At 37.9% G+C, this 18,091-nt stretch carries 13 protein-coding genes and 1 pseudogene; 3 read left to right on the forward strand and 11 right to left on the reverse strand.

Going from position 1 to position 18,091, the window contains the following annotated elements; all coding sequences use genetic code 11:
• The 5 genes and pseudogenes from ACINWC141_RS19695 to ACINWC141_RS12845 form a co-directional block, all read right to left on the reverse strand.
• Positions 1-555 (reverse strand): annotated as a pseudogene (locus ACINWC141_RS19695) (IS3-like element ISAba22 family transposase); the annotation flags it as partial.
• 53 nt (positions 556-608) lie between these two features.
• On the reverse strand, positions 609-1,976 hold the full coding sequence (locus ACINWC141_RS12830; RefSeq protein WP_009391842.1) for a hypothetical protein: 1,368 nt from the start codon (positions 1,974-1,976) through the stop codon (positions 609-611).
• Positions 1,969-3,099, reverse strand: a complete 1,131-nt coding sequence (locus ACINWC141_RS12835) for a tyrosine-type recombinase/integrase (RefSeq protein ID WP_009391864.1) — start codon at positions 3,097-3,099, stop codon at positions 1,969-1,971. The genes ACINWC141_RS12830 and ACINWC141_RS12835 overlap by 8 nt, the downstream gene beginning before the upstream one ends.
• Before the next feature lie 195 nt (positions 3,100-3,294).
• On the reverse strand, positions 3,295-4,659 hold the full coding sequence (locus tag ACINWC141_RS12840) for an MFS transporter (RefSeq protein ID WP_034678568.1): 1,365 nt from the start codon (positions 4,657-4,659) through the stop codon (positions 3,295-3,297).
• Between the two features lie 147 nt (positions 4,660-4,806).
• Entirely contained in the window at positions 4,807-5,889 is a 1,083-nt protein-coding gene (locus tag ACINWC141_RS12845) for a DUF475 domain-containing protein (RefSeq protein ID WP_034678570.1), read from the reverse strand.
• Positions 5,890-6,151: 262 nt separating this feature from the next.
• Here ACINWC141_RS12845 and tenA point away from each other — a divergent pair, with 262 nt between their 5' ends.
• Positions 6,152-6,826 (forward strand): thiaminase II, encoded by a 675-nt coding sequence (gene tenA / locus ACINWC141_RS12850; protein ID WP_009391857.1) that lies wholly within the window; start codon positions 6,152-6,154, stop codon positions 6,824-6,826.
• Positions 6,827-6,876: 50 nt separating this feature from the next.
• On the opposite strand, the gene ACINWC141_RS12855 is transcribed toward tenA, so the two are convergent.
• The 4 genes from ACINWC141_RS12855 to ACINWC141_RS12870 all read right to left on the reverse strand — a co-directional run bounded on the left by ACINWC141_RS12855 (position 6,877) and on the right by ACINWC141_RS12870 (position 9,273).
• Positions 6,877-7,218: a GlpM family protein gene (locus tag ACINWC141_RS12855; protein ID WP_009391860.1), complete on the reverse strand. Its 342-nt coding sequence runs from the start codon at positions 7,216-7,218 to the stop codon at positions 6,877-6,879.
• 52 nt (positions 7,219-7,270) lie between these two features.
• Entirely contained in the window at positions 7,271-7,624 is a 354-nt protein-coding gene (locus ACINWC141_RS12860; RefSeq protein WP_009391856.1) for a DUF1304 domain-containing protein, read from the reverse strand.
• 65 nt (positions 7,625-7,689) lie between these two features.
• Positions 7,690-8,667, reverse strand: coding sequence for a zinc-binding dehydrogenase (locus ACINWC141_RS12865; protein WP_009391854.1), 978 nt, complete (start codon positions 8,665-8,667; stop codon positions 7,690-7,692).
• A gap of 3 nt (positions 8,668-8,670) precedes the next feature.
• The gene (locus ACINWC141_RS12870) at positions 8,671-9,273 is read right to left on the reverse strand and encodes a TetR/AcrR family transcriptional regulator (protein WP_009391862.1); all 603 of its coding nucleotides are present in this window, start codon (positions 9,271-9,273) and stop codon (positions 8,671-8,673) included.
• A 296-nt stretch (positions 9,274-9,569) separates the two neighbouring features.
• Between ACINWC141_RS12870 and uvrA the strand changes: the two genes are divergently transcribed.
• Positions 9,570-12,401: an excinuclease ABC subunit UvrA gene (uvrA, locus tag ACINWC141_RS12875; RefSeq protein ID WP_009391850.1), complete on the forward strand. Its 2,832-nt coding sequence runs from the start codon at positions 9,570-9,572 to the stop codon at positions 12,399-12,401.
• A 39-nt stretch (positions 12,402-12,440) separates the two neighbouring features.
• Here uvrA and ACINWC141_RS12880 read toward each other — a convergent pair whose 3' ends face one another.
• A complete protein-coding gene (locus tag ACINWC141_RS12880) occupies positions 12,441-14,150 on the reverse strand; it encodes a GGDEF domain-containing protein (protein WP_009391847.1) in 1,710 nt (569 codons plus the stop codon).
• A 1,008-nt stretch (positions 14,151-15,158) separates the two neighbouring features.
• Here ACINWC141_RS12880 and omp33-36 point away from each other — a divergent pair.
• A complete protein-coding gene (omp33-36, locus tag ACINWC141_RS12885; RefSeq protein ID WP_009391843.1) occupies positions 15,159-16,058 on the forward strand; it encodes a porin Omp33-36 in 900 nt (299 codons plus the stop codon).
• Between the two features lie 60 nt (positions 16,059-16,118).
• Here omp33-36 and ACINWC141_RS12890 read toward each other — a convergent pair whose 3' ends face one another.
• Positions 16,119-18,086: a glycine betaine transporter gene (locus ACINWC141_RS12890; protein ID WP_009391861.1), complete on the reverse strand. Its 1,968-nt coding sequence runs from the start codon at positions 18,084-18,086 to the stop codon at positions 16,119-16,121.
• Between the last annotated feature and the right edge of the window lie 5 nt (positions 18,087-18,091).

Here is an 18,091-nt window from a genome sequence, read left to right on the forward strand (position 1 = left end):
TTATCTGACGTACAGCGTACATACTCATTTTTATACCCTGAGCTTGTAAGTATTTGGTTAATCGAATATAACCATAGCTCTGCTTTGTCTCCTCATGGGCTATTTTCACCAATATCGTCTGTTGATTTCGTTGAATCGTTCTTTTGCTCACGCCTCTCTTGAGCCAATCATAAAAACATGAAACTGAAACATGAAGTAATCGAGCCATTAAGGTAATTGGAAAAGAATATCTTTTTTGTTTCATATAGGCGTACCTTACTGACTTTCTTTGGCAAAGTACGCTGCTGCCTTTTTTAAAAATTCACGTTCCATTTCAGCTATTTTGAGCTGTTGTTTGAGTTTTTTATTTTCTTCGAGTAGAGCGTTTAGATCAGGTGAATACTGTTTTGTACCTGCTAAAGTTCCAGCCTTTGCTTTGGTATTCCAATTTGAAAGAGTTTGCATTGAAATGCTAAGTTGTCTGGCTGTTTCCGAGACATTGCCTTGATTGGCTTCAATTAATTTGATGGCTTCAGCTTTAAATTCTGTGGTGTAAGTCTTGTGTTTCTTGCTCATGGTAAACTCCTGATGAGTGTGTTTAGTTTACCAAGTTAAAACCTCCTGTTTTTTCAGCACACATCAATTCTATTAGCATGACGCATGCAGAAAGAAATCATTGGGTCAGATTCGTTTATATCTCTATATAAGTGTTTTCCTCTAAATTTTTCTAGATAAACTGTAACTTTCTCTTTCTTTGTACTTAATTTAAAACTATCTAGATAACAATAGAACGCTACTGAATCAACATTGGGAGCTAATTCTGGATGGGACAATAATCCTACTATAAAAGGAGCTAAAGTATCTGGATGAGGAAAAAATGCTGCTCTAACTCGATTAGGCGTCCACCCTCTATATTTAAGATAATCTACTATCCCTTTAGGCCATTGGGTTGAATCAGGTAAAATACGGCCATAGTTTACAAAAAGAATGCATAACGCTAACTCAATACTTCGCGGATCTCTCCCGTCTGAATTTAAATAGTAATCTTTAACTTCTTTTAATTTTTTTTCATTAGCTAAAGACAGACTACTAATCGCTTTATCCAAAACTTCTAAATCTCCAGCATGGTTTTCAATCCCCTTAAATACATTTTTAACTCTACTAGTTTTCCAATTTATGGAACGAAAGAAATCTTCCATGCCTTTTGGCCAGTATTTGACTGCTGGAATATTATTTCCAAATTTTGAATATAATATTTGAAAAGCCTCATTTAATGTTCGCTCAGGAACCCTAAACTCCTTATTAAAATCAATCACTTTACTTATTTTATCGAAGTTAAATTCATCTATATTATCAATAATTTCTTGTATTTTATCCCAATCTTCCTCCCATTTCTGTATGTCTCTAATGGCTTTATCATGTATCAAATCAAGTGAAGCTAAACAATAACTTAAAGTCTTAGCTTCTAAAGAGGCTAGTGAAAAAAAGTTACTAATCTCGTCAATATCGAATTTATCAAAATTATCATCATTTTCTATATAATTCCGTGCTATATCCCCAAATGAAGGTATTGGTTTCTTTTCAATATTTTCAAAATTTAGAGGAATAATAAAATCCTCAATAACATCTATTGAAATTAAATACTTAACAAAATTACATGCAGCTGAATATTTTTGCCCCTTAGTAGATAAGGTATTATCAGGATTAGCATCCAATTGATTCTTATAAAGGATCATTGTTTTTTCATCAATTTTTCTTGAAAGTTTAGAAATTATTCTCAGAAAATTTCTTAATACTAAAAACTGCGTCCTAGCTGACCGCTTTCCCTGAAGATATGTTTTGACTCCTGAAACTATTTCATAAAAATGATCTAATGTATTCAACTCACTGAGATCATAGTATTTATTTTCAATGTTTATCTCTGCTTTTGGAAAATCTAAAATTGTGTCACTTTTAGATTTTTTGAGAGAAATAGGAATACGTTGTAGCTTACTCATCGATATCCTCTAAATCTAAATAAAGACGAGCGGTATAAGTATCGACAGTAGATGCATGCTTATGCCTAGTAAGCATTTTGGTAACTTGCTGAGGATCACGAATATTCGTTTTTTCTGAAACTCCTTTTAATATAGTAGTAGCAAAACGATGCCTTAGCCCATGTGTCCATACATGTTGGTCTTCTTTGAGCTCTCCATCCTTTACAGCCTGACACCAACCAGTCCTAATTTGATTCGATAAAGTTCTAGGATGAAGTGCTTGGCCTGTTTTTAAAGAAAGAAAAACTTCTTGAGGTGGACTATATGCCTTTCTGGTCAATTGTGATTTTTCTCTAAACTTTTTAATAATCTCCTTTCTTTCGAAATCCATATAGTCTCGGGTTTTTTTCAACAAATCAGGACTAACAGGAATTGTGCTTTTCTTCATTCCTTTTGTCACATTCAAAACAATATGAATATTTTTCTTTGCTATCAAACTTTTCTCAATTTCGTCTCTAGCAGGAATTTGATCAATGGTTAAGGCACAAATCTCATGAGCACGAAGTCCAGCATCTTTCCCCCAATCCACCATTACACTAAAACGCGTTTCCAAACTGTTGGATTTAAAATGTTCTACTGCTAATACTTTTTCGATCCATTCTTCTTTAGGTGCAAGCTTAAGTGGAGACTTTTGCTTAGAGTAATACTGAATCAATTGGTGAGTAAAAGAATCTTTATTTGAAATTATTCTGATTTTAAAAGTTGAAGCAGTACCAATTAAATTTTTACAGTACTCGTTATCTTCACACCAAACCAAGAAATTAATAACGGTGGTTAAAATCTGTGAAACATAAATAGGAAAATTTGAATTTCTCTCAAGTATTTGATCAGCATATGCTTCTAACCAATCGTCATCAATATAATCAAAGGATACTTCTGGATTTTCAACTTCAAGTTGAGAGAAAAAATCACATAAGTGTTTGCTATAAGTACGACGTGTACTTTCACTCCACACTACCCTGTGTGAAAGAAAATATTTTAAAACAAGCCGATTTAGAATATGTTCATTATTTAAAATTACAGGAAATTTCTTATAAACTTTATTAGAGAGTTTTACTTCATCTAAGTAATTAATGTATGCCATCTATACACCTCATCTATCCCTATCGAACTACTTTATTAGAGCAAGTTCTATAGAGCAGAGTATAAATGAATATACAGCATACTTATAGTAAAATATTAGAGTAAGAGTTTAATGAGCAATAATAACCTTATTTACACCACGCATTAGCTGTCTTCATCCTATACATTTCTATGTTTTACTTTATAAGAGTTATGCTTAAATGGCTACCTCTTTACCGAACAACTGCGTTAAATCACGTCGCGCAGCCTCATCAAGAGTCTGTTTATCGACTTTAATATAAGCAACTTGCTGGTCAGGCATCACCACAACTTCTTCTATACCACGAATAGCCAATAGCTGTGTGGTCCACTCATTCACCTGTTGCACTTGCGGCAATGGCAACACAATCGATGACAAATACCGCGGCTGAGCTAAACCAAAACTAATTAGCAACCATATTATAGCAATCCCTGTTAAGACACTCCATCCCATCGCAGTATTATGTAACATCAATAATTGACCACCTAGTGTGCCACCAAAAAAAGCACCCAAAAACTGACTACTGGCATTTACGCCCATAGCAGTTGCTTTTGACTGAATGGGCGCACATTTTGATAACCACGATGGCAATAAAGCTTCCATCACATTAAAGGCAATGAAGAAAATACCGAGGCCTGCAAGTAATACATATTTTGATTGATACCCAAATATGAGGAGCAGTAAACCAGCAATAATTCCTGTAATTGCCGTTAAGAAAATTCCTCGCATTTTGCGATATTTTTCAGCCACGATAATGCTTGGAAATGCAAAAAACAGGCTAATGACTAACAGAGGCAAATACACTAAACCATGGCTAGCTAGAGGAATATGGGCAAACTCGATGAGCTGTGAAGGCACATAAATAAACATGGCGGTAAGCAGTAAGTGCAATGCAAAAACCGAAACATGCAAACGGTTTAAATCACCCATTTGAATGACTTGCTTAAGCTGCGCCATGTAGCCTTGCTGATAATTACGATGATGACGAGTTACTTTAGGTACAAGCAATAACATCAAAATCGCGATTAAACCCATAATGGTCGTGACAAAGAACAAACCAGAAATGCCGACAAGACTTGTGAGCCAAGGCCCAAGACTAAATGCCACCACAAAAGATAGGCCAATACTCATGCCCATGGCAGCCATGGCTTTAGTACGCTGCTCTTCACGTGTTACATCGGCTAAAAGCGCCATCACCACTGCTGAAACTGCACCTGCGCCTGCGATGGCACGGCCAATAATTACGCCATAAATCGTGTCAGATAAACCGGCAATTGCACCGCCAATTGCAAACAGCAATAAGCCAAGCACCACGAGAGGTTTACGACTAAAACGGTCAGCCAGTAAGCTAAATGGAATTTGTAAAATAGCCTGACTTAAACCATAAACACCCACAGCCAAACCAATGAGTGCTGGAGTTGCATATTGATATGACTGCCCGACTACAGAAAAGACAGGAATAATCATGAACAAACCCAACATGCGTAGCGCAAAAATACTACTTAAGGCAAAAGTTGAGCGACGTTCCAAAGCATTCATCATATCAATACACGTTTATCAAACTAGGCAAATTATAAGCCGATTCGTTTCTAAAAATACGGGACACCTTATTTAAATTAACGATTTCAGCTTAAAAAAATAAAGAGGCATTCAGCCTCTTTATTCTAACGAACTTTACTGAAAATTAGCTTAAGGCGACTCTTGCTCGCGCTTCGAATATTGAATTGAAGCAATAATAGCCCACACAATAAACGCTACACCAATTAAACCTGTGACAACTTCTGGCACATGAACACCTGTACCACTTGCAATCATAATGAATGCTAAAGCACCAATCGCATAATGTGCACCATGTTCTAAGAACACATAAGCATCTAGCGTGCCTTTTTCAACAAGATAAACTGTCATTGAACGGACAAAAATAGCACCAATTGCAAGGCCCAACATAATCACAACAACGTCGCTGGTAATTGCAAAAGCACCGATTACACCATCAAAGCTGAAGGATGCATCTAACACCTCAAGATACAAGAAACCACCTAAACCAGCTTTAACTACGCCAGACGCAGCACCCGAACCATCTTGTAATACAGCATTACCATTTTCATCAATTTCAGGTTCACCACCTAACAAATGACTTAATACTTCAACGCCAATATAAACCACAATGCCCCAAATACCAGCCATGGTGACTGCTAAACGTTGGTGGTCATCGACATAACCAGCCATCACAATTAAAGCAATCAAAGCAAGAAATACAGACATTGCTGGTACGCTAGCTAAACTTGCAAGTTTAGATTCAAGCCATCTAAACCAATGGGTTTCTTTTTCATCATCAAAAAAGAAGTTTAAGAAAACCAATAATAGGAATGTTCCACCAAAAGCCGAAATTTCAGCATGGTGTGCCATTAAGCGCTCAGAATAAGTTTTCGGATCATTGAGTGCCAATTTTGCCACTTCAATAACGCCCATATCAGCGGTCACAGCAACAATCACGACAGGGAAAATCAGACGCATACCAAAAACGGCGATTAAAATACCAACCGTTAAAAAGATCATTTTCCAGAACGGATCCCAATTACGTAGAACCGATGCATTCACGACAGCATTGTCAAAAGATAAAGAGACTTCCATTACAGCTAAAATGGCTGTAATTGTTAAAGCTTTAAGCATGGTCGACACGCCAGCTTCAGGTCCATGGGTAAAACCCCAATACGCGGATAGTGCTAAACACACCACCGTAAAAAATATCGAAAATCGGAAATGCTTCATGGATCAGACCTATACCAAGAACTAAATTTAATCTTTCTTAAAACCGCGGCTATTATATCGATAATTAACCACAAAACGATGTTGTTTTGTGCCGTTATTAGCTTTAGTTTATCTCACTGTTTAATAAAGAAATTTATAATTCTTAATTAACTTGTTAATCGTATTAAATATTTTCTTGCGATATATCTATCATTATTATTTTCGTATTTTAAAATTGATTTAAAATCCGGTTTAGCTCTCTTATTTTAAATGGAATGATTTTATGCTTTTTTCTCAAGAACTCTGGCAACGTAATTTAAATTTATATCAAAAAATTCTCGATCTTCCTTTTAATCAGGAACTTGCTAACGGTACTTTAGATAAAGAAGCTTTTTGTCATTATGTCATTCAAGATGCCCAATATTTAGTGGCTTATGGTCGTGTACTTGCTGTTGCAGCTGCGAAAGCTTTTGAAGCTGACGATATTATGCAATTTTCAGATGCAGCCAAAATTGCAATTGTGGTTGAACGCAGCTTGCATGATGACTTCATGAAAAATTTTGGTGTGACCAAAGAAGAATTTAAAAATACACCATTAACTTTAGCAGGCCATCATTACACTTCATTTTTAACCGCTACTGCTTGGTCTGAGAGCTACCCTGTCGTGCTTGCAGCATTGTTACCTTGCTTCTGGATTTATGCCGAAGTCGGTAAAGATATTGTAGACAAATCCATTCCGAATAACCCTTACCAAGCATGGATTGATACCTATGCAGGTGAAGAGTTCCATATAGCCGTTCGAAATGTGATTGCGACAGTCGATAAAGTTGCAGCACGTTGTGATGCCGACACTTTAGAGAAAATGCATGCCGCATACACCATGGGTGCAAAACTTGAGTGGTTATTTTGGGATAGTGCCTACCACAAAAGACAATGGTTAGGTTTAGATCAGATCTAAATTAAAGTTAGGCTTTGACCATTTACTTCACTAAATGGTCAGCCTTAAATTTAACTTTGAAACAACTGCCAGCCATAAATTAAACCTGCCGCAGCCATCACCCAACATAGAGTTGCCAGTCCTAGACATGACCACATCGACATACGTGTTGCCAGCACATAAACGGCAACTAAATAAATGGCATAGGGAATAAGTGACCATAGACCAAACAGAGCTGTTTTCTGTAACGCCTCAGCCCCTTTTTGCTGATAAACAATTACATGAGCAATTAAGGCAAAGGTAGGAAAAAGCGGGACTAAACCTGCAATATAAAATGCCTTACTTTTCGATAAAATCGAAATAATGAGGACAACCCCAGCCCCCAACATACACTTTAAAAATAACGCCCACATACACTGATCTTACCTGATCATTTCCATTTCAAAACGCTGTATTTTGCGCTTTTCAGAGAAAATTAACAGCGACCAAAGCAATTAATGCAGGAATTGCCTGAATATAAATAATCTTTTTACTGGCAGTCAGACCGCCATAAATACCTGCAATCAGTACACAGCCTAAAAAGAAATTGGCAATGGATGTCGCAAACGGTGCATCTGCCAATAAAGACCAAAATAGACCCGCCGCTAAAAAACCATTATAAAGACCTTGGTTTTGTGCCATGACTTTGGTGAGTTTTGCTTTTTCTGCATTATTTCCGAATGCTTTCATGCCATAAGGCTTGTCCCACAAAAACATCTCTAACACCAAAATGTAGACATGTAATATTGCGATAAGCGCAATAAATATTTGTCCAATCATACAATTTTCCTTTTTATTTTAAAGATATGAAAAAAGATCAGTCTCTCGACTGATCTTTTAGTGTTTTACGGCTTTAACAACACTTTGCCTTGACGAGCACCTTGTGTTGCTCTTTGAGCGGCAGTTTTAATCTCATCAAAACTAAATACACCTTCTACAGGCAAGATTAATTTTTTCTGAGTCGCTAATGTTAATAGCTCAACGATCAGTTCTTTTTTACGAGTAGCTGGCATTTCTTTATTAACCACACTTGCCCAGAATCCTTTTACTGTCGCTTGTTTGAAAATTAGATCACCCGATGAAATCTGCATGGTTTCACCTGTCATACTGCCAAACGAAACGAGCAGGCTATTTTCACTGAGTAAGTGCAGCATTTCACCACTTGCGCTGCCACCAATCGAGTCCACACCAGCAATGAGAGGTTGGTCACCATGAATCTGTTTAACTTGCTCTTTCCAATTAGGCTGATCGGTTGCAACAACATGTTGAATATCTAATGCTTGCATTTCTGCGATTGCATCAGTACGACGAACTAGATTAATCACAGGTAAACCACGAGCCTGTGCAATCATCGCAACTGTTTTACCTACTGCACCGTTCGCTGTGTTTTGAATGAGCCATTGACCTGGTTGAACATTTACAAAGTCCAATAACATGAGAGCACTAATTGGCATACCAATCAGCTGTGCTGCTGTTTCGTCATCAATTTCATTATTTAAAGGAATAATCCCTTGAGCTGGTGCAATAAAGTATTCAGCCCAACTGCCATGAACAGCTGCCACTGCAATACGTTGCCCTACCTGTACATGAGTAACGTCTTCGCCCAGCGCATCTACAATACCAACGGCTTCACTACCACCAATCGCAGGTAAAGTTGGCTTGTAGCCATAACTTCCTCGTACTGTCCATACATCATGATTATGAATTGGAGACATGATGGTTTTAATACGTACTTCGCCTGCTTTTGGTTCTGGCTTTGGCATATCCGCCTGCTCTAAAACGTCTACAGGTTCGCCAAAATTACCATGGATAATACTTCGCATTCTTTATTCCTCTATCGGTTTTAAGAGTTGTTGAGTCGTTTCTAAAGCTAGATGTAGATGCGCTTTGTCTTGCGACAATTTTGTGAGTAAAGCTGCACCTAACCATAACTGATACATCACTTGTGCAGTTTTCAAAGGATCAATATGTTTTGGAATAGACCCTTCTTGTTGGCCTTCCTTCAGTAATAAAGCCAAACGCTGCGTTAACTTGTACACGCCATCATTGAGAATTTGACGCATATCTTCCGACAAATCGGAAACCTCAGCTGCGAGTTTCACAATCAAACAATTTTCAGCCCAACTGCCATATACGGGATCATCAATCCACGCCTGCCACAACGCCATTAGCCGCGCATGGGCACTGTGTTCACTGTGCTGCCAAAGTTGTTCCATACGAACTTTATAATTGGCCATGTATTGCTCTAGCAATGCACAACCAAACGCCTCTTTCGAAGCAAAATAGTGATAGAACGAACCTTTGGGTACGTCACAAGTCTTTAAAATTTCTTGCAAACCAACACCGACAAATCCTTTGTGTAATACCAGTTCAAAACTGGTATCCAAAATATGTTGTCGCGTGGTTTCGCTTTTATTTAATCGTTTCATGCAGACACCATACCCCACTATTAGACCAGTCGTCTAGTAAAATTATGTTGCTCATTAAAATTTGCTAAGAAGTAGAAATCAAAAGAGAGGAATGTTAAAAATACAACCTGATTATTTAAACAAATTTTGTCGATTGTCGTTTAACCGTCACAATTTGTCGCTTTAAATCATTTTGTACCACTTGAACAATTTTAAATCGTTATCATATATAAGGTCTGTTGTTTATAACCAGTCACGCTGCACGAGACTGATCAATCAACACCTAAATTTTCATCAATACACAATTGAGATGTTTTATGAGCCAAAGTCATATCCGTATTCGAGGCGCACGCACCCATAATTTAAAAAATGTGTCTCTCGATATTCCACGCGATAAGTTTGTGGTAATTACGGGGTTATCAGGTTCAGGAAAATCTTCTCTTGCCTTCGATACCCTTTATGCCGAAGGACAACGCCGTTACGTCGAATCACTTTCGGCCTATGCGCGTCAGTTTTTATCGCAAATGGAAAAGCCTGAAGTCGACTCGATTGAGGGTTTATCTCCAGCGATTGCCATTGAGCAAAAATCTACCAGTCATAACCCACGTTCAACCGTTGGTACCATTACCGAAATTTATGACTATTTGCGTTTACTTTATGCACGTGTCGGCACACCTTACTGCCCTGAACACGACTTGCCAATGGTTGCGCAAACTATTTCTGAAATGGTTGATGCAGTAAAAACCCTTGAAGAAGGCACAGCACTCATGTTGCTTGCCCCAGTGGTTCGTGAACGTAAAGGCGAATACAGCAATCTGTTTGAACAACTGCAAGGCCAAGGCTTTGTCCGCGCACGTGTTGATGGCGAAATCATTGATATTGATACGCCACCCGAACTCGACAAAAAGAAAAAACACACCATCGAAGTTGTCGTTGACCGCTTCAAAGTACGCGAAGACTTAGGTAACCGTATTGCCGAATCATTTGAAACTGCATTACGTTTAGGTGGTGATATTGCGGTTTTGTCATGGATGAATGGCGAACACCCAGATCGCGTTTTTTCTGCCAAACACTCATGCCCTGAATGTGATCGTGCTGTAGCAGAACTCGAACCGCGTTTATTTTCATTTAACAACCCGTTTGGTGCCTGCCCTGTTTGTGATGGTTTAGGTACACGCAGTCATTTTAGCTCTGAAAAGCTTATTCCTAATCCTGACCTTGCGATTAGTGAAGGTGCTATTCGTGGGTGGGATCGCCAGCGTCCATATTATTATTCGATGCTACAAAAAGTTGCTGATCATTTTGGTTTTCAACTTGATACGCCTTGGAACAAGCTAGATAAAGACACTCAAAAGAAATTCTTACAAGGTACGGGCAAAGAAAAAGTCGATTTAAGTTATATCGATGAACGTGGCCGTAAACATACACGCGTACAACCATTTGAAGGAATTTTGCCACACCTTGAACGTCGTTACCGTGAAACTGAAAGTAATTATGTGCGAGATGATTTAGCTCAATATCTCTCTAATGCAGCGTGTGACGCATGTGATGGCTCACGTCTAAATGAAATTTCACGCCATGTTCGCGTTAAAGATAAAACCATTGCTGACATTACTCGCATGTCGATTGGTGATGCCGAAAATTATTATCAAGATTTAAATCTTGAAGGTGCTAAAGGTGAAATCGCCGATAAAATCTTTAAAGAGATTCGTGAGCGTTTACATTTCTTGGTAAGTGTGGGACTTAACTACTTAAGTTTAGCTCGTTCTGCCGAAACGTTATCGGGTGGTGAAGCACAGCGTATCCGTTTGGCCTCACAAATTGGTGCAGGTTTAATGGGTGTAATGTATGTGCTGGATGAACCATCGATTGGCTTGCATCAACGTGATAATGATCGTCTATTACAAACCCTGATTCGCTTACGTGATTTAGGTAATACAGTATTGGTGGTTGAACACGATGAGGATGCGATTCGTGCAGCCGACCATATTATTGATATCGGTCCAGGTGCCGGGATCCATGGTGGTGTGATTATTGCCGAAGGAACTTATGATGAATTGGCTAACCATGCTGACTCACTCACAGGTCAATACCTTTCAGGCAAACGCAAAATTGCAATACCAAAGCAACGGACTCAATCACCACGTCCAGATGAATTCATCAAATTGTCTGGTGCAAGTGGTCATAACCTTAAAAATGTTGATTTAAAAATTCCGCTCGGCATTATGACTTGTGTGACTGGCGTTTCGGGTTCAGGAAAATCAACACTGATTAACCGTACTTTACTTCCATTAGCAGCTACACAGCTCAACGGTGCAACGACGTTAACCGCGGAAAAGTTCGATTCGATTGATGGTCTTCAACATCTAGATAAAGTCGTTGATATTGACCAAAGCCCGATTGGACGTACACCACGCTCTAACCCTGCAACCTACACAGGTCTATTTACACCAATCCGTGAGTTATTTGCTCAAACACCAGAAGCAAAAGCCCGTGGTTATAGTGCAGGTCGTTTCTCGTTTAACGTGAAAGGTGGCCGCTGTGAAGCCTGTGAGGGCGACGGTATGATTAAAGTTGCGATGCACTTCTTGCCAGATATGTATGTGCCTTGCGATGCTTGTCATGGCAAACGTTATAATCGTGAAACACTTGAAGTAGGCTATAAAGGCAAAAACATTTCTGACGTTTTAGAAATGACCGTTGAAGATGCAGCTGAGTTCTTTAGTGCAATTCCTGTCATTCACCGCCGTTTAGAAACCTTAACGCAAGTGGGCCTTGGTTATATTCATTTAGGTCAAGCTGCAACTACACTCTCTGGTGGTGAAGCACAGCGTGTAAAACTTGCACGTGAGTTAGCAAAACGAGATACGGGTAAAACTCTCTATATCTTGGATGAGCCAACAACAGGCCTGCATTTCCATGATATTGCCAAGTTACTCGATATTTTGCATGAGCTACGCAACAAGGGTAATACCATCGTGGTGATTGAACATAACCTTGATGTGATTAAGACAGCAGACTGGGTGGTCGACTTAGGCCCTGAAGGTGGTTCAGGCGGTGGGATGATCATTGCCGAAGGTACACCAGAACAAGTGGCTGAGGTTGAGATTTCCCACACAGGGCGCTTCTTAAAACCGATGTTGAAGTAATTTATTGAATAAAAAGCCGGAACTCATTTCCGGCTTTTTTTACCCCTCAACTGCATTTCGCCCTCGGGCTTTGGCTCGTAATAGTGAACGGTCAGCTTTCTCTAAGAGTTCGATCCAACTCATCGCTCCTATCGCAAAACCGATACTGACGGATACATGCAATTTTTCATTTAAACCCGATAAATCAATTTCATCTAAAGAAATGGCAATACGAATTTTCTCTGCTAAAAGTCGTGCATCTACAAATTGCATCTGCTCTAACAATATTAAAAATTCATCTCCCCCATAACGGACAATTAAATCCGAACTTCGTATATTTTGCTTTAATTGCTCGGCAATACTGACAATGACTTGGTCTCCGACAATATGCCCATATTGGTCATTCACCTGTTTAAAACGATCAATATCTATAATCATTAAACAAGTCTGCGTAAATTTTTGAGGGTAACTCTCAACAATTTTTAAATATTCAGATAAAGCTAGACGGTTGGACACACCAGTTAATGGATCGGTATTGGCAATATTTTTTAATTGGAATTCAAAAGCATCACGCTGTTGCAACATACGCTGTAATCGATCAATCGCTTCAAATAGGGAAAGAAATTCACCTTTTGTGGTGATATTCATCTCATCTGTCCAATGATCTGAACTATGCGATAAATCTAAAATCAAAGTCCTTGCTTTAATTAAAGGTGCAAATACTCTTCTTTGCGCATAATTAAGTGTAAGTAACGCTGTTGCTAAAGAAATTAAAGAAATTAATAACGTTAAAAGAAAACCATTTCGAGCAATCACATTTTCCTGAGTTGCAATCACTACACTTTCATCAAGAATATAACGTTGTAAATCAACTACAGTGGTAAATTTACCCACGATTGCTTCGGTTAACTGTGTACCATTTAAAAAATATGGCTCACCTTTTTGGCTTTCTTCTAATAGCTTTTCTACAATCGGGATACCTTGGTCTATAAACTCTGATTTCACTCGAGAATATAACCGACGGTATTCTGGCGTTTTTGCCTGTTCAGGCTGCAAAGTATCGACCAAAATCCACAAATATCTAGCTTGATGCTGAGTTTGTAAAGAACGTGCGCGATTAGTACTTGGAATTTCTTCATTAAAACTTACAGGAGCAATAATATTTGAAGCCATCCGTCCTGCCTGATCACGCATATCGGTCAGAACTATAATGAGCGTAAAGTAATTAGAAATACGGCTGTCTTTACTTTTTAATTGCAGCATAAGTTTTTGCAGTATTTCTCTACAATTATCCCATACTCCAAACATCCCTAAAATGGCATTATCCATTTGGACGGAAGTTCTTGCTCCATATGGAATTTCCCCATAATAATCGACCACATGCCGAGCTTGTCTAAGATTTTCTTTGAGGTTGGTTTGAATCTCATTTGCTAATGAAACATAACCTGCTTGTTTTAAAATAAGAATACTTGTATCAATTTGATCGTCGACAATTATGCGAAATTTTTTTAATTCTTGTTGATTCTTTAATAAATCATGAGGACTACTCGACATCATTTTATTGGCAGGAGCACGTTCCTTAGAAATTTTATAAGCAATATCGGCTACCGCTCTTAAACTTTTTATTTCGGCTAAGGCTTGCCTAGTTTTTATATAATCCTGATAACTTCCCACAATAAGGGGTATTGCCATGAATAATAAGGACAAAATAATAACCAGCATAAAAAAGAACAGTCGATTACTAATATGCTCTGAACGTAATCCTGACATTTTTAGCTGGTACTCCGTAAATGTCCTGCCACTTTTACTACTATGTAAATTAGGCTTAAATGCATCCTAGCATTTTAATAACTAGAATTTCATCAATAAACCCTTCATTTCTATTTTAATAATTATATCGTTCTACATTTTAGTAAGCTTAAATTATAAACAGTATCGAAAAATTGAATGATTTTTATAAAAAAACTCTATTTTACAGATTAAAAATTTTTAGCAATGATAATAAACGTATCTCGTTATCCTCTTGGATGCGCTTCTCCCAGCATCCACTGCCCAGCTTTAAGCTGGGTTCTTTTTAACCTACTATTGTTTAAAATAAACTTCACGTAATTCTTATTATAGTTTTTAGATTTTCTTATAGATAAAAAAAAGCTCAACCTTGGGGAAAGCTGAGCTCGTAAATTCTGATGTGTTACACACATCGTATCTGGGAAAGCACTTTAAGTCCTAAAAACGTTAGGTAGTGAACTTTGCAATTGAATTATGTGACTTATCTCTACTTTTGTAAAGTTGATTAAATTAATCAGAATTAAAAATTTAATCGATTTTTCAACTTAAAATAGAGATTTCTTTTATTTTATTCACTTATATAATAATTAAGAATAGTTAAATTTTTTAGTTAAACTAATCTAAATATTGTTAACTATTCCTCAAAATATTACAAATTCGACAATAAAATGGTGTTTTTTTATTCACTTTGTAAACAATATTATACTTTTATTAATGGTAAAACCGATTATTACAATCTATTTTTCCAATCACTATTGTAATAACTTTTAAACATTTACTTCTTCATTCTGTATGAAATATAATTATTAGCTTATTGTAAATGTTCATTTTTTTATCAGGTTGACAATTTACTTTTCATTTGATTAGTTTTTCACCAATTTTAACATAAGTGTCAAATATCTTTAACATTCCTTTTTTTCATTATTGACTTCATAAATTGTTACAATACAATGACCCCAGCTTTATCTCTTGTTATTGCTGGAAATGATTATGAAAAAACTTGGTTTAGCCACTGCTGTATTATTAGCCATGACCGGTGCTCATGCTTATCAATTTGAAGTTCAAGGTCAATCTGAATATGTTGACACAACTGCAAATGATAAAAACTTCACTGGTGACATTGCTGGTACATACTATTTAAAAAATGTTGATACCGCTAAAGGTCCTTTAGCTGAAGCAGCTTTCTTGAACCAAGCTTCTAGCGTATCTTTAGGTTATAGCTACCAACAGTATGACCAAGGCAACGTAAACTACCACATTGGTACTTATGGTGTTAAAGGTGAGGCTTACGTACCTACTCCTTACCTTCCTGTATATGCTAGCGCAACTTACAACCACACTGATGTTGATGGTAAAAACAACTTCTCTAAAGATGATAACGGTGACCGTTATGCATTAGAAGTTGGTGCTATGTTGTTACCTAACTTCTTGATGACTGTTGGTTATACAAGCGTTGCTAACCAATTCGCTTTAGACAACTTTGGCATCATCAGCAACGGTATCTACTCTGCTGTAAACCAAACTGCTGCGATTCAAGATGACCAAGATGCTGTTACAGCACGTGCTAAATATGTAGGTCCAATCGATGGAACTAACATGGCAATTGGTTTTGAAGCTGCTGGTGCTTTCGGTCAAGAAAACCAATACGGTTTAAAAACTGACCTTTACTTAACTCCTAAGTTAAGTGTTGGCGCATCTTTCGTTGGTAACGATGGTTCAGCTGACATTAAAGGCAATGACCTTGGTGAATTCCGTCAAGCTTGGGGTGGTAACGTAAATTACTTCATTACTCCAGCTGTAGCAGTTGGTGCATCGTACATGAAAGCTGACGTTAAAAAGTCTAGCTACGATACACAAACTATCGGCTTAAATGCTAAATTCCGTTTCTAATTTAATTTAGAAATCGAATTAAAAAAGGACTCATATGAGTCCTTTTTTTACATCTAAATATTAGCTTCGCACGATATTTAAGAAATACAGATGACGTTCATATTGATCAATAATGTCTTGAATTAAATCTTCTTGCGTCCAATCCATTACATCATAGTTCTGACCACCCTCTCTTAAGAATACCTCAGCTTGGAAATATTGCCCATCTTCGGCTTCCGTACGTCCAATTAAAAAACTTGGCGGCACTGTTTCACGTGGAACAACTTTATAAATAAAATTAATTTCATTATGATGGTCTACCCTAAGTTGCATACCATCTTCAAGTTGGCTAATTGAAACTTCTAGATGACGGCGTCTCAATTCATGTTGAATATTTTCAAACGCACGACCCACTTGCTTTTCAATATATTCACGTACTTCTTCTTCACTATGAGGATAGTGCATGATTAATCCCAAACGCTGTTGCCAGCTTCGTGGATTATGTATGGCACGTGGGGTAATGCGTGCTTCCTGAATGGCTGTCATTTTAGTGACATCAAGATGCAAGGCTCTTATTAACCCCCAACTCATTAAGAGCATAACGACAGTAAACGGTAATGCACTCATAATGATTGAAGCCTGAAGTGCGGCCAGACCACCGACTAGCAATAAAATAATTGCCAGTACAGCCATGAGTACCGTCCAGAATAATCTCTGCCAAGTCGGTGAATTTTCAGATTTAGCAGTTAAATAATCGGTGACTAATGCCCCAGAGTCAGCAGAAGTCACAAAAAATAAAACCACCAAGATAGTTGCCAAGATATTCATTACCCCAGACCACGGTAAGTGACCCAGAAATTCAAATAATGCAACTGACGAATCTTGCTGAACAGCCTGAATTAATGTCGTTTGATGTTCATGAATAATGCTAAATAGCGCAGCGTTTCCTAAAAAGCCCATCCAGATAATGGTAAAGCCTGTCGGAATAAGTAAAACCCCAACAATAAATTCTCGAATGGTACGACCACGGGAAACTCGGGCAATAAACATTCCAACGAATGGCGACCAAGAAATCCACCAAGCCCAGTACAAAATTGTCCAACCACCAATCCATCCATTTGGCTGATAAGCATATAAATTGAATGTCATGGTAAAAAGGTTAGAGATATATTGCCCAGTGTTTTGAATCGTCGTTTGAAGTAAATAAATACTCGGACCAGCAATAAAAACGAATACTAATAATATTAAAGCTAAAACCAAGTTCAGTTCTGATAAACGTTTTACTCCCTTATCAAGACCTAGAAACACAGATAAGGACGCTAAAATACTCACAAAAATAATGAGTAGAACTTGAACATGAGTACTTTGTTCTACACCAAATAAATAATGTAGACCAGAGTTGATCTGGGTTACCCCAAAGCCAAGCGATGTCGCGACACCAAATACGGTTCCAATAGTTGCGAAAATATCGATACTATCGCCCCATGGACCATAAATCTTTTTCCCAATAAGAGGATAAAGTGCAGAGCGAGTCTTTAAAGGTAAATTATGCCGATAGGCAAAGTAAGCCAAAGCCAACCCAACTACAGCGTAAATTGCCCAAGCGTGTAACCCCCAATGGAAAAAGGTAACCCTTAGTGCTTGCTGTGCTGCCTCAATCGTTTGGGCCTCTCCACTTGGTGGAGTAACGTAATGCATGACGGGTTCAGCAACGCCGAAGAACATCAACCCAATCCCCATCCCTGCAGTAAACAGCATGGCGAACCAAGACCCATTATTATAATCAGGCTGGCTATGATCAGGCCCTAATTTAATACGTCCAATCGATGAACAGGCGATATAAATCAATAAGATGAGAAAGAAGGCAACAGATAGAACATAGAACCAGCTAAATGAATCCGTGATCCACTGTTTTAATTGCTGCGTTAAAAGCTCAAAAGAACTCGGAGCGATCACAACTACTGCTAAGAACAAAGCAATAATAATGACCGTACCAAAAAATACGTTAGGATTAACGTTTGCGAACCAACCGGACTGTTTGGAAGGCATAAATC

It is taken from the genome of Acinetobacter sp. WC-141 (assembly GCF_000313935.1).
In the GTDB taxonomy this organism is placed as follows: domain Bacteria; phylum Pseudomonadota; class Gammaproteobacteria; order Pseudomonadales; family Moraxellaceae; genus Acinetobacter.